This window comes from Streptomyces niveiscabiei (genome assembly GCF_001419795.1).
GTDB lineage: Bacteria > Actinomycetota > Actinomycetes > Streptomycetales > Streptomycetaceae > Streptomyces > Streptomyces niveiscabiei.
This window is the reverse complement of the sequence record NZ_LIRL01000029.1, coordinates 1-15117: the sequence shown is the minus strand read 5'-3', so window position 1 is coordinate 15117 and position 15117 is coordinate 1. Positions and strand designations below refer to the sequence as shown.

17 protein-coding genes are annotated in these 15117 nt (G+C 69.0%); 11 read left to right on the top strand and 6 right to left on the bottom strand.

Features of this window, described 5'->3' with window-relative positions:
• Window positions 1-2: 2 nt before the first annotated feature.
• Window positions 3-308, bottom strand: a complete 306-nt coding sequence (locus AOK24_RS01825) for a hypothetical protein (protein ID WP_193555083.1) — start codon at window positions 306-308, stop codon at window positions 3-5.
• A gap of 278 nt (window positions 309-586) precedes the next feature.
• Between AOK24_RS01825 and AOK24_RS01820 the strand changes: the two genes are divergently transcribed.
• From AOK24_RS01820 to AOK24_RS01790, 8 genes are all read left to right on the top strand, one after another.
• On the top strand, window positions 587-2002 hold the full coding sequence (locus AOK24_RS01820) for an integrase (RefSeq protein ID WP_240553602.1): 1416 nt from the start codon (window positions 587-589) through the stop codon (window positions 2000-2002).
• Window positions 1999-2655: a hypothetical protein gene (locus AOK24_RS49525; protein ID WP_055718261.1), complete on the top strand. Its 657-nt coding sequence runs from the start codon at window positions 1999-2001 to the stop codon at window positions 2653-2655. The genes AOK24_RS01820 and AOK24_RS49525 overlap by 4 nt, the downstream gene beginning before the upstream one ends.
• 25 nt (window positions 2656-2680) lie before the next feature.
• A complete protein-coding gene (locus tag AOK24_RS49520) occupies window positions 2681-3439 on the top strand; it encodes a hypothetical protein (protein WP_055718260.1) in 759 nt (252 codons plus the stop codon).
• Entirely contained in the window at window positions 3436-3885 is a 450-nt protein-coding gene (locus AOK24_RS49515) for a hypothetical protein (RefSeq protein WP_055718259.1), read from the top strand. The genes AOK24_RS49520 and AOK24_RS49515 overlap by 4 nt, the downstream gene beginning before the upstream one ends.
• 17 nt (window positions 3886-3902) lie before the next feature.
• Window positions 3903-6011, top strand: coding sequence for a site-specific integrase (locus tag AOK24_RS01800; RefSeq protein WP_206191127.1), 2109 nt, complete (start codon window positions 3903-3905; stop codon window positions 6009-6011).
• On the top strand, window positions 6008-6241 hold the full coding sequence (locus AOK24_RS50135) for a hypothetical protein (RefSeq protein WP_240553601.1): 234 nt from the start codon (window positions 6008-6010) through the stop codon (window positions 6239-6241). Before AOK24_RS01800 ends, AOK24_RS50135 begins: the two co-directional genes overlap by 4 nt.
• Before the next feature lie 87 nt (window positions 6242-6328).
• Window positions 6329-6454: a hypothetical protein gene (locus AOK24_RS52195; protein ID WP_276206811.1), complete on the top strand. Its 126-nt coding sequence runs from the start codon at window positions 6329-6331 to the stop codon at window positions 6452-6454.
• Between the two features lie 72 nt (window positions 6455-6526).
• Window positions 6527-7513 (top strand): phosphotransferase family protein, encoded by a 987-nt coding sequence (locus tag AOK24_RS01790; protein WP_055718258.1) that lies wholly within the window; start codon window positions 6527-6529, stop codon window positions 7511-7513.
• A 42-nt stretch (window positions 7514-7555) separates the two neighbouring features.
• Here the strand turns inward: AOK24_RS01790 and AOK24_RS01785 are convergent, their stop codons facing one another.
• Window positions 7556-8905, bottom strand: coding sequence for a tetratricopeptide repeat protein (locus AOK24_RS01785; protein ID WP_240553600.1), 1350 nt, complete (start codon window positions 8903-8905; stop codon window positions 7556-7558).
• Between the two features lie 275 nt (window positions 8906-9180).
• Here AOK24_RS01785 and AOK24_RS01780 point away from each other — a divergent pair, with 275 nt between their 5' ends.
• Together AOK24_RS01780 and AOK24_RS01775 are read left to right on the top strand one after the other, a co-directional pair.
• Entirely contained in the window at window positions 9181-9936 is a 756-nt protein-coding gene (locus AOK24_RS01780; protein ID WP_055718256.1) for a hypothetical protein, read from the top strand.
• 67 nt (window positions 9937-10003) lie between these two features.
• Window positions 10004-10711 carry a class I SAM-dependent methyltransferase gene (locus AOK24_RS01775; protein ID WP_055718255.1) on the top strand — a complete coding sequence of 236 codons (708 nt, stop codon included), beginning with the start codon at window positions 10004-10006 and terminating at the stop codon, window positions 10709-10711.
• A gap of 4 nt (window positions 10712-10715) precedes the next feature.
• Here AOK24_RS01775 and AOK24_RS01770 read toward each other — a convergent pair whose 3' ends face one another.
• The 4 genes from AOK24_RS01770 to AOK24_RS01755 form a co-directional block, all read right to left on the bottom strand.
• On the bottom strand, window positions 10716-11978 hold the full coding sequence (locus AOK24_RS01770) for an MFS transporter (RefSeq protein ID WP_240553599.1): 1263 nt from the start codon (window positions 11976-11978) through the stop codon (window positions 10716-10718).
• 130 nt (window positions 11979-12108) lie between these two features.
• Entirely contained in the window at window positions 12109-12633 is a 525-nt protein-coding gene (locus tag AOK24_RS01765) for a phosphotransferase family protein (protein ID WP_205123682.1), read from the bottom strand.
• A 422-nt stretch (window positions 12634-13055) separates the two neighbouring features.
• Entirely contained in the window at window positions 13056-13262 is a 207-nt protein-coding gene (locus AOK24_RS01760; RefSeq protein ID WP_055718254.1) for a DUF397 domain-containing protein, read from the bottom strand.
• Window positions 13262-14155 (bottom strand): helix-turn-helix domain-containing protein, encoded by an 894-nt coding sequence (locus tag AOK24_RS01755; RefSeq protein ID WP_079056625.1) that lies wholly within the window; start codon window positions 14153-14155, stop codon window positions 13262-13264. The genes AOK24_RS01760 and AOK24_RS01755 overlap by 1 nt, the downstream gene beginning before the upstream one ends.
• A gap of 774 nt (window positions 14156-14929) precedes the next feature.
• On the opposite strand from AOK24_RS01755, the gene AOK24_RS48280 reads away from it, so the two are divergent.
• On the top strand, window positions 14930-15117 hold a 188-nt coding region (locus AOK24_RS48280), incomplete at its 3' end, for an ATP-binding protein (protein WP_167376795.1).

Below are 15117 nucleotides of genomic sequence, written 5' to 3'. Positions count from 1 at the left end.
CGTCAGTTCAGATCGGCCAGAACGGCGGCCATGGCGTCGTAGGTGTTCTCCACCCCGGCGGCGTTGCCCAGCCGGTGACGCTCCAGACGGACGGCGCCAAGGTGGCGGACCTCGTAGACCAGTGAACGCCACACCGCGGCGGGAGAACGGTCCCGCTCCCCGTACGCCTCCCAGAACGCCACGCGCTCGTCCTGCTTCGCCAGCGCCATGCGGATCGTCCAGTCCGCGGCCGGGTCCCCGAACCAGGTGCGGTCCATGTCGAGCACCCCGGTGATCGTGGGCTCCGCAGCCGCGGCGTCGAGCATCACGTTGACCGTCCTTCACTAGGCTCCCTGGAGTTGTCGGATTCGACTGCTCTGGAGGGGACTTGGACGAGGAGTACACCGATGGGTGGAGGGCCGAGTGCTACGACTTCCTCAAGCCCCCGCCGAGCCTGATCTACGAGAGCCTCACATCCCTCGCGTCCTTCGGCGACATCCATGTACGAGCCGCCCAGAACGCTTCTCGGCACGGTACGCCGATCATCATCCCGCCAGTCGGGGTTCGCCCGGACCCTCGCTTGAACCTGTTCTTCCGAGCCAGCCCCATGACCGGCCGAAAGCCGAGAACTTGGCGGCGCTACGCGATGGCCCTGGTGGTGTGGCTCAACTTCCTCTACGCCGTCGGCCGGCACTGGAGTGAGGCGACGCCGCGTGATGTCGAGGCGTTCAAGGACTGGCGTCTGACCGACGTCCGGAATCCTGAGCGCATCAAGCCGGGGAGCTTCGACACCGATCGCGCCGCGCTGAACACCTTCTACACCTGGGCATCGGGTACGTACGCGATCCCGAACCCCGTGCCCAGCGTCCCGCCCGCCGAAGAGGACGAGTACCAGGCCGATGAGATCGGACCAGACGACGGCCGGCGCCCGCGGGACGGCATTCGCCCTGCGGGCGCCCGCCGACGGCAGGTGAAGTGGCTGTTGAGGGCCGCCTTCGAGCAGTGGCGGGACATCGGGCTGCGTGGCTACGGATTCGACGGGCTTCGGGCGCCGGGCTGGCGCGGGGTGAACGAGGACCGCGACGCGGTGTTCGTCGACGGGCTGTACAGCACCGGGCTGCGGCTGCAGGAGTGGGCGAGCGTGCTCGACGTCGAGTTGCCCGTGGGCGTGGAGGGGAACTTCCCAAAGGCGTGGCTGGCGGCAGCGTGCATCAAGGGGAGGAAGAAGGAGGGGCGGACGTACCGGATCCCGCGCCGCGTGCTGCGGGACATCGCAGGCTACTATGACCCGCTGGAGGGGTCACGGACGGATGCGATCCGGCGGGCCCAGCGGGCGGGCCGGTACGAGCAACTGCCATACGTGCGGGTCGTGTCCGGCTACAACGCGCGTTCACGCTCGCTGCGGATCGAGGGGCAGCCGAAGGGGCTGTCGCTGGATGCGATCGGTCCCGACGAGCGTCGTCTGCTGTTCCGCCGTACGGCCGAGGGGCTGGAGCCGCTCGCGTTGTGGCTCGCGCCGAGCGGGTTGCCGAAGAAGCCGGACGGGTGGGAGGACACCTTCCAGGCCGCGAACGCGCGGATCGCCGAGAAGTGGGTGCGGTGGACGGTGCTGGAGCTTGAGGGCGAGGAACGCGAGCGCCGCAAGGAGCTGTGTCCGCTCTGGGCCCGGCCCCACATGTGCCGGCATTCTTTTGCACTGAAATGGTTCTCTTTGCTGTCGATGGTGTGGCAGCCGTCCGTTGACGGATTCACCGCCCGCGAACTGGCCGATCTGCGGGACCAGTTCGGCGACGTCTGGTACGCGCTGTCCACGCTGCTGGGGCACGACGACCCGGCGGTCACCAAGGACGTGTACCTGGAACCGTTCACCGCGCTGCAGGTCGACTACCTGATGGCGCTCCTGGACGAGGACGAGCAGCCCGCCGTGGACGCATTGATCCGCACGGTCGCCGGTGCCGGCGGGCGCACCCTGATGCCGCTCGCCGTGACAGCGGGGGCCGGGACCGAGAGGGCGGGGGCATGAGCACGCGATCACGCGGCGGCCGGAAGGCGGCCCAGCCGCCCGCCGGGTGGCAGGCACCGCAGCGCCTCCTCACGGAAAGCGGCGGCACCGCCGTGCGGTACCTCAGCCAGTCCGGGAACGATGAGCGGATCTTCGACTTCGGCAACATCCGCGACAAGAACGGAGACCTGGTCGAGATCCCGGTCGGCGTCCAGCAGTGGCTCGCCCGTGCGTTCACCCGCCGGACGTCTCCCCGCTCGGGCGTCACCCGGCTCTCGGGGGCGGGCGCCGTCTACACGGCCGCGACCAACATCGCTCGGTACCTCACCACCCTCGATCTCGCCCCGCACGGTCCTCACGCCATCACCCCTGCCCACATGAAAGGGCTCTGGGACTTCTGCGGCCGGACCCGATCTCAGCGGTCATACCTGGAGGGACTGCGCGCGTTTCTGCGCGATGACCCGGAACTGCCCGAGGCATCCCGTGCGGTGCTCTTCGCCCAGCGCCTGCCCGAGTGCGACGAGCGCGAGGAGACGCTGGCCTACTCGGACGACGAGATGCAGCTGATCATGACCAAGGTCCGGGGCGACCTGCGGCAGGCCCGGGACCGGATTCGTGACGGACAGCGGCTGCTAGGACTACCGCAGCGGCGAACTCACCGACGGCAGTCCTGACGCCGAACTCGGCGCACTGCTCGATGTGTTCGCGCGGACCGGGGACCTGCCGCGCTTTCCGAGCGGCCCGCTCAAAGCGGAGGTGCACCAGTGGGGCGGCGCTGCCAGCATCGGTCTGCGGCTGTGTCTGACGATGCCGGAGCTGATCGCGTTCTGTCTGCTCTTGACGGCGCTGACCACGGAGAACTTCGGCACCGTGGCGAAGTGGCCCGCCGTGCACTTCCGGCCCGACGGCACCCTCGCTGACGGCGGCGTCGCGCTGGTGGACGCTGTCAAGCCCCGGCGCGGACCGGACCGGGAGCACATGGTGACGCCGCTGGAGGACCTTCCGTCCGGGCTGGGTCACCTGCTGCAGGCACCGGAAGACGAGCTGCCCCTGTTTCGTTCACCAGTGCGGGTCTACCAGCTGCTACTGGAACTGACCGCGGTCTCACGGCGGCACGGCGGGCACATCCTGGCCCTGAGCGGGTACAACCCCAAGGCGATCAGCGCCAAGCGTCGGTGGCACCAGGGCGTCAACACCGGCAACATCGGCCGGTGGGCTGCCCGCCACGGCTTTCCCACCGGTGACCACGCCCCCGACGGCCCGCCGCCGGTGGAAGCGCGCCGGATCCGGCAGACCGGCATCGAGCACAGCCGCCGCCCGACCGCACAGACCCGGCGGTCGATGAACGACTACTACCTCAAGCGCAGCCCCGAGGTGCAGCGCGAGAGCCGGACCGTCGTCGGCGACGCCCTGCGCGCCGAGGTGACCAAGGCTCGCGCCCGACGACAGATTCCGTGATCACTGCCGAGCTGATCGACAAGGCACGGGCAGATCTGGAGGCGGCCGCCGCCGAAGCTGGCCTTGCGCCGGAGGTTCTGCGACGGCTGATCAAGGGTGAGAGCGATACGGCCGCCACCGCGTGCACCGGCCACCTCTCCGGACCCGATACGGAGCCAGGGCAGCCCTGCACCGCCTCGTTCCTCGCGTGCCTGGACTGCGAGAACGCAAGGGCCTTGCCGCACCAGCTTCCGGTCCAACTCGCCGTGCACGACCGCCTCTCCGCCCTGCGTCCCCACATGGACCCCGCCGTGTGGCGGGTGCGTTTCGAACGCCCCCTGGACCAGCTGGGCGACATCATCGCGCACTACAACGACGCCGAGCGCGCCGAGGCGCGAGCACGCATGACGGACCGCGACCGGCGCCTGGCCGCCGATCTCGCGGACGGAAGGATGGACCTTCAATGATGTCCCGCGAAGCAACAATGCGCATCCAGACCTCGGACGAGATCACCTGGCCCGCCGGCAACACCCTCGTCCTGCGCAGCCGCCCCGTACACCCCGGCACACCCTCCTCGGAAATGGCCACCTTCGACGACGACATCTGGCCCCTGACCCCTGCCCACCCGGACCGCCACATCGACACGATCAACCTGCACTGGAAGACCTACCCGTCCACGCTGGCCGGCCAGTTCAAGTGCTTCGTCCTCGCCACCCTGGACCACCCCCACCCCGTCGTCATGAGCGGCCAGAAGACCCACGACCAGGCCAGCTGCGGCAACATCAAGATCTGGTTCATGCGCCTGCGGGCCTTCGCCGCCTGGCTGGAGCACCACAACGTCGAGCGGCTGAGCGACGTCGACGACACGCTGCTCGACGCATACCTCGAACACGTACGCGCCCTGTCTGCGAGCGACGGCGCCAAATACCAGCTGCTCAACGCGGTCCGCGCCCTGTGGGCCTACAGCGAGCATCTGCCCGCTGACTGCCGGCTGGACACCGCCGTCCCGTGGAACGGCGCCCCCATCGACACTCTGGTCGAGCGTCCGCCCCAGGGCAGGTTCAACGCCACGCCGCGGATTGCCGCAGCCACCATGGAAGCGCTGCTCGACTGGTCCCTGAGGATCATCGAAGACCTCGGGCCCGACATCTGCGCAGCCTGGAAACACTTCGAACTCCTTGACTCCGCCCACCACCCCTCCCAGCAGGGCTACCAGGATCTGAGCCCCCGGGAGTGCCTGTTGTTGTTCGCCAAAGAGCTGGCCCGCACGGGTGGCGCCCTGCCCGGTACTCCCGGGACCCCCGGCAAGGTCAACGCCGTCCACCTCGGGCGGCTCGTCGGACTGGAGAAGTCCCGACGAAGCGAGAGCCTCGCCCAGCAGGCACGTGTCCTCGCGGACGAAGCCCGCATTCCGATCGCGGACGACTGCTACGTGGGCACCATCAGCGCCCGCCTCGGTGACCGCCCATGGCGAAATCGGTCGATCACCGTGGCCGAACTACCGCGGCTGATCCGCATCCTGATGGCCGCAGGCTTCGTGGTGCTCTGCTACTTGACAGGCGCTCGCCCCGGGGAGGTCCTGGCCCTGCGCCGAGGATGCCGCGCCGTGGACGAGGAGACCGGCGAGCTGCTGATCCAGGGGCGCAGAGGAGAGGGCTTCGACCGCACCCCACTGGACCCTGTTGCTCCGAATCGCCCCTGGGTGACGGTGCAGCCCGTCCGCGACACCATCGCCATGCTGGAGTCCCTCCACGACGCCGATCTGCTGTTTCCCGCCAGCTTGCGGAAGAAAACCCGCAGAGCACGGCAGTTCGCTCCCCGGACGTCGCAGATCAACAGGGACATGGAGATCCTGCTCGCCTGGGTCAACGACAACTTCGCGCTCGAGGACGGAAGCCTGCCGATCCCGCCGGATCCCACCAAGCACCTGCACGGCTCGCGCTTCAGAAGAACCCTGGCGTACTTCATCGTGCGTCGGCCGCGCGGACTGATCGCCGCCGCACTGCAGTACTCGCCCGTCTCCACCAAGGTCACACTCCGCTACGCCGGAGAGGGCGACACCTCGTGGCTGGAGGACTTGGCGGTCGAGAAACTGGAGATGGTCCTGGAACAGAACGACGACGACTGGACCCGGATCCAGGGCGGCGAGCACGTCAGCGGGCCGTCCGCCGACGAGTACCGCTCCCGGCTCTCCGGCGTCGCGCGGTTCTCCGGGCGCGTAGTGCGCTCCGTCCGCAGCGTCGAGCGGCTGCTCGACCAGACCGATCCCGACATCCACCACGGCGACGCCATGACCTGCGTCCATCGCGCGGAGACCGCCGAGTGCCGCAGGGAGAAGCTCGCCCTCGGTCCGCCGGCGGACAGCGGCCCCGACGACTCGTTTTGCCGCAGCTCGTGCATCAACCTGGGCTACACCGACCGCGACATCGCCCAGCTCCTCAGCAAGATTCCCGCCTGGGAGGCGACGGCACACGATCCCCTTGCACCGCAGCCACGGCGCGCCCGCGCCGCCGCCCTGGCCGCACAAGCCCGCTCGGTCGTCGAGGCCCACGAGGCGGTCCGGCCCGTCGTCGGGGAGGGTGATGCAGCATGACGCGCAGAAGCCGGGACAAGGACGCCGAACGCACTGCGATCCGGGCCGCTACTGCCCGCTTGCTCGCCGGCACGCCGCTGCGGTCGACGACCGGGAAACTCACCGGAAGCGAGCTGATCGTCGAAAGCGGCCTGCGTAGGGATGTCGTCTACGGCGACCACAAGGACCTCGTGGAGGAGTTCCAGGTCCAGGCCAGGGCCCGGTCCTACACACCGGATGCAGTCCAGTAGGTCGCCGAGGAGAACGTCGTACTGAAGCAGGAGCTCAAGGACGCCAAAGCCGCGCTGGCCGCAGAACAGGAGAGGAGCTCGGCACTGGTGCGGGTCGCCGCCGAGCTGTCGCTCGAACTGGAGCAGTCCCGCGCCGAACTCGAATCCGCACAGCACGTAACCCGGCTGCCGGGGACGCGTTCCCCGCACCTTCCTCCTCGGCGGCGTCGGTGACCTGTCCCTTCCCGAGCTGCCATCCGCGATACGGTGCCCTGGCAGACCGCACCCAGGGAAAGGACGACGCTCATGGAGTTCCGGCCCATCACGCGGGCCCCCGGGGCGTTCCAGCAGTCCGTGACCCCTGAAGAGATCGAGGCGATTTGCTGCCGCGCCTTCGGGGCGGACACCAAGGTTGCTTCGGCGGCCGAGCTCGGCACCGGGATGTACAACACGACGTACCGGGTCACCGTCGAGGGCCAGCAGGGGGCGGTGATTCTTCGGATCGCCCCGGAGCCGGAGAGCCAGTTCACCTCGGAACGGGCCTTGATGCGCAACGAGTACGCCAGCCTGCCTTACCTCGCGGCGCTCGCCCCTCTCATGCCACGCGTCCTCGCGGCCGACTTCACCCACGAGATCATCGGCCGCGACTATACGGTGCAGTCGCTCCTCGACGGTGTTCCGGCGACCGAGCACCTGCACACTTACCCGCGCTCGGAGTGGCCGGTGTACTACCGGCAGCTCGGCGAGATCGCACGGCGCGTCCACGACGTCCGGGGCCCTTCCTTCGGACCCATCACCGGCCCCGCATACGGCAGGTGGAGCGAGGCGGTCGCCGCCTCCTTGGAGGACATCGCCGCCGACCTGGAGGGCGTCGGCCTAGACGCATCCGATGTCCGCAAGGTCATCATGGCAGCACACCATCACCAGCCTGTCCTCGACCAGATCACCGAGCCCCGGATGCTGGCTGGGGATTTGTGGCTCCCCAACACACAGCTCGATCACCAGGCCTCGACGCCCGTGATCACCGGCACGTACGATTTTGACCGGACATGGTGGGGTGATCCGGCGGCCGACTGGACCATCCGCATGGTCATGGCCAAGTCTGATGAGCGGCAGGCGTTCTGGGAGACCTACGGATCCCTGGACCAATCTGAAGGCGCCGTGTGGCGGCAGAAGATCTACGAGGCCCGGCACCTCGGCGCCATCCGCCTTGAGCGGCATCGCCTCGGCAACCATGAGGGTGTGGACGCGAGCTACGAGTCCATGGCGGGTGTCCTTGCAGTCGTGGGCTGATGTCTCATCCCAGACGGCACATGAATTGCCCTGTGCACGGTGCTACGCGGTGAGGTCGAGGAAGTCGGCGACGGGGCGGGCCTTGCGGTGGGCGGTGAGCTGTCCGCGTAGGTCGGCGAGGGTGCTGGTGCCGCGGGCGGAGTCGGCTCCGCCCAGCTGCTCGATGGCCTGCTGGGCGACGTCGACGGCGGCGTCCACGTCGCCGAGCACGAGGTGGGCCTCGGCCTGGCGGGCGAGGTAGATGCCGGTGCCGCGGGCCTCGGTGTTGATGTCGTAGGGGTCCTCGTGTCGCAGGGCCGCGTCGAAGTGCTCCAGCGCGCGGGCCGGCTCCCCCAATGACAGCGCGCACGACGCGGCAACTTCGTGGCATTCCCCATGGGAAAGCCAGTACATCGAGGGCAGATCGTGCGCGGCAGGCCCGGCCCGGTCGTAGGCGGCGAACGCCGCGTCAATCGCGCGGTAGGCGTCCTTCGGCTCACCGGCCTTGGAGTGCGCGCGGGCAGCGCGAGCGTGGAGCATCGCCAGCACCCGGCCGGAGGTGATCTTGTGTCGGTTGTCCAGGGCACGCTCGATGAGGCCGAGGGCGCCGTAGGGGTCACCGGCGCTGTAGCGGAGGTTGGCCCAGAAGGCGAGGGTGCTCGCGCCGAGGGTGGCGTTGCCTCCGGTGGCGGAGGCCCGCAGGGAGGCGGCGAAGCGTTTCTCGGCGTCCGCCAGTCGCCCGCTGTCGTACGAGCACCATCCAGCGAGTCGGCATGCTTCGGCGGCAGCCGCGTACAGCCGCCGTTCGGTGGTCTCGCTGTAGGAGTTCGTCTTGAGCACGCCCGTGATCAGGCGCAACTCGGCGATGGCGGCATCGTAGGCCGGGCCAGAGCCGAGTTCGTCGTCCAGGTGCCGCAGGGTGTCCAGGCGGGTTTCGAAGAGATCAGCGGTCCCTTGCCCGATGCGCCGGCCGCGGGTCGCGCCGACGGCGGCCGGGGTGGTCGCGGCCCAGTAGGCGCCGGTGGAGGCGAGCGTGCCAAGGGATGCGATGACGAAGCCGCGTCGGTCCACTGGTCCTCCTGCGTCCTCCAGTGCTTCCACGGTACCCGCCACCGTCCAGGGCAACTCCCAAACGGAGCGATCGTCGTGCAGAGCGAGGAGGAGCCAGTCGGGCCAGCCCCGGCGGCGAACTTCCTCCGGGTCGATGCCGTGCAGGTCGGCCATGGCGAGCTGGGCGGTGAACTCGGGCTCGGTGCCCTTCGTCCACCGTGAGAACTTCTCCTTGCGGTGGGCCATCTGCCCGTACCCCAGCGTCCGGTGACGGTCGGCGACCCGCTTGAGGTACGCGGCCGCGGTGGTCTGCTCGCGGACGAGCAGCGCGTGGAGCGGATGGCGTACGAGCACGGGATTCACGGATCCACCACCTCCCGACCGGGGCTGGCCCCAGTGTGCTGCCACACCCGCGAGGGCGGGAACAGGGCAACCGTACGGAAGGCAACGGTGGGCAACCCGACGGCAACCCTCAGCAACCTCAACCGGCTTCCCGCGCCCCGTACTTCAGCGCTGTGCTGGGAGCCGAGCCGGTCCGCGGCGGAGCCTGCACCCTCGGTGCGCGGACCGGCAGCCGATGAGCACCCTGGGCATCCCCGCGAGGTGCTTCGTCCCGACGATCCGCTGGAGGCGCCGTCATGACGACCGCGACCACACCGCGCACCACCGAGAGCAAGCCGTTCTCCGTCGACCTGCCGGAGGCGTTCACCCCCGAGTGGAGCCGCATCGACGGCATCACCGTCGACGGCCACACCGTCACCGTCAACCCCGGCAAGTACTTCTTCCGCTACGAGAACCCCACCTGGGTCCTCGCCGACTGGGACCTGGTCCTCGCCGAGCTGCTGGACGCGGCCGAGACCAGCGACCAGGCCGTCGAGCAGCGGGCCCTGGAGTTCGTCAAGGCCCACGGCCAGGTCACCGGCGACCCGGCGAAGGTGCTGGCGACCGGCTACCAGGTCGCCGCGTACCTCTTCCGGGACGAGTACGTCGGCGTCGGCGGACTGGACGTCACCGAGCGGGAGCTGAAGGCCCTACGCGAGGCGACCACGATCATGGCGCTGAACCGGGTCGAGCTCGACGGACACCTGTCCAACGTCGGCCCGTGCTGGTTCTTCCCTCTCGCGACCTCGGTCGTCTTCGGCTTCGACGAGGACGAGGGGAAGAAGGTCGACGAGCTGTACCACGGCGGCTGGTTCAACGAGAGCAGGCGCCGCGAATCGGTCCTCGCGCACGCCGCGCTCGGCGGCCGGCTCGTCCACGGCTGCCAGGCGTCCGCCGACATGGCCGGCGGCTGCGTGCTCGCCTACGGCACCGACCTGGCGGGCTTCCGTGCAGAGCTCGACTCCGTCCGCCATGACTGGATGGATCAGGTCGTGGCCATGGGCCGTCGGTGACAGCTCACGCCCGTGCGGGAGCCGGGGCTTCTCCCGGCCCCCGCACACCGCTGACAGGGAGGAACGCGTGAAGCACGCGATGCCATCGGGCGGCCATCTGGTCGACGCGAGCGTCAACGCCCGTGCCTGGAACCACATCGCCGTCCAGGACAGCACCGGCGACGACGCGGGTGCGGTGCCCGAGCGGATCGAGTGGACCTGCTGGCCCGGCCGAGGGCCGGGAGCCGAGTTCATCGGTGATCCCGCCGGTCTACGGGTTGCCGAACTGGGCTGCGGCACCGGCGAACACATCGCATATGCCGCAGCCCACGGGGCCAGGCTCGCCGTCGGCGTCGACATCGCCGAACAGCGCATCGCCCAGGCCCGTGCGCGCTTCGGCCACCTGCCCGCCCTGGTCTGGCGCGTCGGCGACGCCGCCCAGGAACTGGCCGAACTGCCGCGGCTGGACGTGTGCTTCTCCATCTACGGGGCGCTCTGGTACGCAGACCCCGCCCAACTCCTGCCCGTGATCCACAACCGGCTCCGGCCCGGCGGCCTGCTCGCGTTCTCGGTCAACGGCCCCCGCCCCGGCGAACTGCCCGGCCGCCGGGTGGACAACCTCACCCTCACCAGCGGCACCCGCCTGCCGGTCGTCCACTACTCCTACGACGCCGACGCCTGGCGGGGCCTGCTGGACGAGCACGGCTTCGCCCCGCCGGAGGTCTTGCCCGTCGAGGGCCCCGCGGGCAGCCCGTACCGCACCTTTGTCATCCGGGCCCACAGGATCGGCGACTGAGCGATCACCGCCGGGCTAGTTCCGCCCCGCTGTCCATCTGCTCCACGGGCACCGACCGCCGGGCCAAGGCCCGCGCGGCGACCCAGGCGAGCAGCCCGGCGGCAGAGGTCAGGGCGCCGCCCGCCGCGAAGGACGCCCGTGGAGCGCGCTCCAGCAGCGCGGGCAGCAGCAGCATGCTGCTCATGCTGGCCACGTGCAGCTTGATCGAGTCGGCGGTGAACAACCGCAGCCGCTCCGGCCCCGGCAGGCCGCCGATCTCCGCGTTCAGGCTGATCGAGGTCAGCGGCACCAGCGCACTGGCGGTCGCGGTGATGGCCACCACCTCCGACAAGCTACTGCTGAGGGCGAACGCGGCCAGCAGCAGCCCGCGCACCGTCCATACCAGGCAGTACGCGCCCGGGAAGCGACCCGGCAGGGCTACGTTTCCGGTCAGCAGATTGCCCACCACGGCGCCGATCCCCATCGCGGACAGCACTACCGCATACGCCCCGGCGCCCGCGTGCAGCTGGCTGGTCAGCCAGATCGGGATGCCGATGGTGAGCACGGTGGAGAAGAACTCTCCGACGCCGCTGAGCGCGAGGGCGCATCCGATGCGCGGATGCGCCCGCAGCACGGCCAGGGCCTTGGGCGCCTGCGTCGCGGTGACTGGCTCGGGGTCCTGGCGCGGGCTCTTGCCGGCTGCCGTGGGCCAGGGCGCCGCGGTGCGGCCGAGCCAGGCGAACGCCGTGGCGGAGACGGCGAAGGTGACGGCGTCCAGCAGGAACAGCTCCTCGGCGGGCATGAAGGCGAGCAGCACCGCGGCCGACCCAGGGCCGAGGAACCAGGTGAGCCGGTTGGAGATGTCCATCAGCCCGGTCACCGGCCGTACCTGGTCCTTGCTCACCAGGCCCGGCACCAGCGCCGACAGGCTTGGACCGGTCAGCGCGTCGCAGGTGCCGATCATCACGATGACGACCAGCACGCCGGACAGGCCGAGCGACTGCCACAGCCACGGCATCGCGCCCACGATGAGGATCTGCACCGCCTCCACCGCGGCCAGCGCGCGGAACGCGGCGAACTTGGCGACCAGCTTCCGGCCGAAGGTGCCGATCAGCAGGTGCGGCACCGACTCGACCACCACGACCAGTCCCATGGCGACCGCGCCGGATCTCTGCCAGGCCGTCCACGCCAGGGCGATGGTGAAGAAGCGGTCGCCGAAGACGGACAGCGTCTCGGCGAGCCACAGGACAAGGACCGGACGCTGCCGCAGCAGGCTCACGTAGCTCACCCGCGTGACTGTAGGAGCCCGGCGAACACCATGAGGCGTGTTCGGCCACTCCTCCGTCAAAGGCAGTAACGGTCGGGGCCAACACGTCCCAGAGCTGTTCCGACAACACGGATTCCGACAGCCGACTTGCCTAGTGAACCGTCCACAGGTCCCCGGTCAGCAGCCCCGGCTCGGTGACCCGGTCGAGCACAGCACGGTCGTGCGCGGCCACCGCGGCGGCCTTCCGTACGTCGGCCGCGTCCAGGCCGGCGCCGTCCAGGTCGACGGCGGTCTCCTCCAACGATGTGATCACCGCCTCGCTCCACTTCCCGTAGCCCGGTCCGCCGACGGGCCCGACGTGCGGGCCCCTCACGTCGTGCACGGAGCGGGCGATGGCGCCCATCTGCCGGAAGAACGCCGGCCATGCCGTACGCGGATACGTCCCCAGGTGCTCCGGAGCCGGGACGCCGTCCAGGTGGGTCTGGATCATCCAGTCCTGGCCGATCACCTCGTGCGACCAGTCCGCAGCGAGGACCCGCGGCATCAGCGGCGCGATCACCGCCAGCCACGGCACGCTGCCGTACTCGTTGCGCATCAGGTGGCGGCGCTCGCTCTCACTCCAGGCACCGCCCAGCGTCGAGCGCCGCTCCCATGCCCTGGACGATATCGCCGTCACCTACGACCGTCTCGGCCACCGCACGGGCTGTGTCCGCACTCTGCCGGCCGCCGAACAGCTTGCCCCCCAGGAGACCCACGTCCGCCCGGCGACCAAGTCCCTCATCTACAGTCCCCTGGTCTCTGGCCCCACATCGATGGAACTGCGCGGCCTCGCCGCACGCAGCGGCGTTCTCGCCTAATGATCTCCTTGCAGTGCACTCGACGCAGGACGGTCGATCGCGTGATCCAAAGAGGGCGCTGGCTGACCGCCGTCGGCTCACCCGGCGACTTCGTCGACGGCCTGACCTTGGGGGCCGCGACTAAGCAGCCGTCAGCGGGCGGTCAACAGGGCGGCCGATCGAGAGTCTCGGTCTGCTGAATACGCGAAGCGGTCCGTTTCCCGATGGGAGACGGACCGCTTGAAGTATTCGCGGGTCGGGACTAGCTGAACTCGCCCTCGCTGACGGCGCTGATGAAGGCGGCCCACGCAGGGGCGGGCACGACGAACACGGGGCCGTGGGGGAGTTTGGAGTCACGGACAGCCATGGCAGCGGTTACCCTCGCGCCCTGGACGCACGCGCCGCCCTGGTCGTTGCTGTAGCTAGACGAGAACCAGTCGACGCTCAGGTCATCGGCTCGGATGGGCATCAAAACTCCTTGCTTGCTGCGTGGATCATGCTCAGGGACTCCTTGTATCCCGGAGCGAGCGCCTGGAGGTCGGTAAACGCCTGTCCGTACTTCTTCACGTCGTCCTCACGTCGGGAGACTCCCGCATTGACAAGGTTTTCGAGGTAGACGATCGGTTTGAGGGTGGGCATCCCGAACTTCAGGACCATGAAGGCGCCGTTCATGCCTCGATGAGCCCCGAGCGCGAACGGCACGACCTGGATCTTGACATTCGGGGTGGAGGCGGCGAGATCAGCCATGTGGAGGAGCTGCTCCTTCATGACCCTGGCGCCGCCGACCTTCCGGAGGAGCACCGCTTCGTTGATGATCGCGGTGAACTCCAGTGCACCCGCTTCACGGTGCAGGACGTCCTGACGCTTTATGCGGACCGAGACGAGCTTGTCGATCTGCTCGGCGGGCAGGCCGACGTGCGCGCGCTCGTGGATGGTACGGACGTACGCCTCAGTCTGGAGCAAGCCGGGGACGTACTCACTCTCGTAGTTCTCCAGTTGCTCGGCCGTGGCCTCAAGCCCGAGGAACGCCTTGAAACCCGGTGGGATGACGTCGCGGATTCCTTGGATCTGCCACCAGTCCTTCTTGGTCTTTGTGACCTTCGCGTATCCGACGAGCGTGCTCTGCTCCTCCGGTGCCGCACCGTAGATCAGGCACAGGGCGATCACGTCCGAGGGTTCGACGGTCCCGTTGTCCGCTGTCTCTAGCCGGGTCAGCTTCGACGGCGGCCACGCGAGCGTACGGCAGACCTCAGCGCCCTTCTTCCCCGACCTCAGGCGAAGTTGGCGCAGTTCACTGCCGAGTTGGAGTCGACACAGCGCAGGTGTCGCTGCCTCGAGAGCCGGCATCGTGGAGTCGAACATCCCTACGTCCTCCTGCATGGTCGTCCACAGTCTGACGGCGAACGTTCGACCTGCGCAACGCGCATTCCACTCAGCCACGGAACGTTCGCGATATTGCTTCAACATGTTTCCTGGAGCGTAGATTTTTCTGAAGAAATACTACATCAGAATTCTCTATTTCAGCTTCCAGAGTGCGGCATCCACTGCCATCCTGATGTTCCGGCAGACACTTCCCGCCTCCTGAACTCGCCGTCACCCACGCCGTCTTGCCATGGATGACGGCTGCCTCCCGCACCCTCCACGAAGCCGAGGCCCAGTAATGCGTCACAGCGGAACCCCTCACCGGGGTCGGACCGGGATCACCCGCGAGCGTGTCCAAACCGCGCTCCGTCGCATCCAGGAACGGGCCCTTCCCCAGACCGTGGTGAACAGCCGACTTCCTCGGGTGCGCTTGTACGCCGAGGAGCCCTTGCTGCTGGTGTCGGGCCGGTTCGGACGCGGTTACACGGATGACCGCCCCTGGAGCGCGTGTGCGGTCCGGCCGGAGCCGATGCGGGAGCAGATCGGATCCGGGTGTGCCGACTTCAGCAAGTTCACGGAGCAACTGGCGTGGTTTGGGGTGCGTTTGGCGTTCGTCGCGGTGGTCGAGGGGGGTCGGCGATGAGGGTGCCTGTGCGGCCGTCGGGGGCGACCGCTCACGTGTTGGGCCGGTCCTTGATGCTCTGTGCTCGTCTGGTCGGTCTGGCCGAGGTGCGTCGGCGGGACGCCGAGGGGGCTGGGGCTGAGGAGTTCGAGATGGAGGTGCCGGCTGAGTGCCGGTACGTCCCTGACGTGCGCCGCAGTGTGCAGGGGTGGCTGACGCGCGGCTGCGGGGTGGAGCGCGGGGCGGTCAGGGAGTTGGAGTTGGTGGTCTCGGAGTTGGTCACCAACTCGGTTCTCTACAGCGGGGCTGATCCGGTGGTGGTGTGGGGGCGGTGTTCGGG

Coding starts and splice junctions, on each gene's coding strand:
- AOK24_RS01790 (WP_055718258.1), top strand. CDS start 6,527: ATGGAGTTCCGGCCCATCACGCGGGCCCCCGGGGCGTTCCAGCAGTCC.
- AOK24_RS49525 (WP_055718261.1), top strand. CDS start 1,999: ATGAGCACGCGATCACGCGGCGGCCGGAAGGCGGCCCAGCCGCCCGCC.
- AOK24_RS01755 (WP_079056625.1), bottom strand. CDS start 14,155: ATGTTCGACTCCACGATGCCGGCTCTCGAGGCAGCGACACCTGCGCTG.
- AOK24_RS50135 (WP_240553601.1), top strand. CDS start 6,008: ATGACGCGCAGAAGCCGGGACAAGGACGCCGAACGCACTGCGATCCGG.
- AOK24_RS01780 (WP_055718256.1), top strand. CDS start 9,181: ATGACGACCGCGACCACACCGCGCACCACCGAGAGCAAGCCGTTCTCC.
- AOK24_RS01820 (WP_240553602.1), top strand. CDS start 587: ATGACCGGCCGAAAGCCGAGAACTTGGCGGCGCTACGCGATGGCCCTG.
- AOK24_RS01800 (WP_206191127.1), top strand. CDS start 3,903: ATGCGCATCCAGACCTCGGACGAGATCACCTGGCCCGCCGGCAACACC.
- AOK24_RS01760 (WP_055718254.1), bottom strand. CDS start 13,262: ATGCCCATCCGAGCCGATGACCTGAGCGTCGACTGGTTCTCGTCTAGC.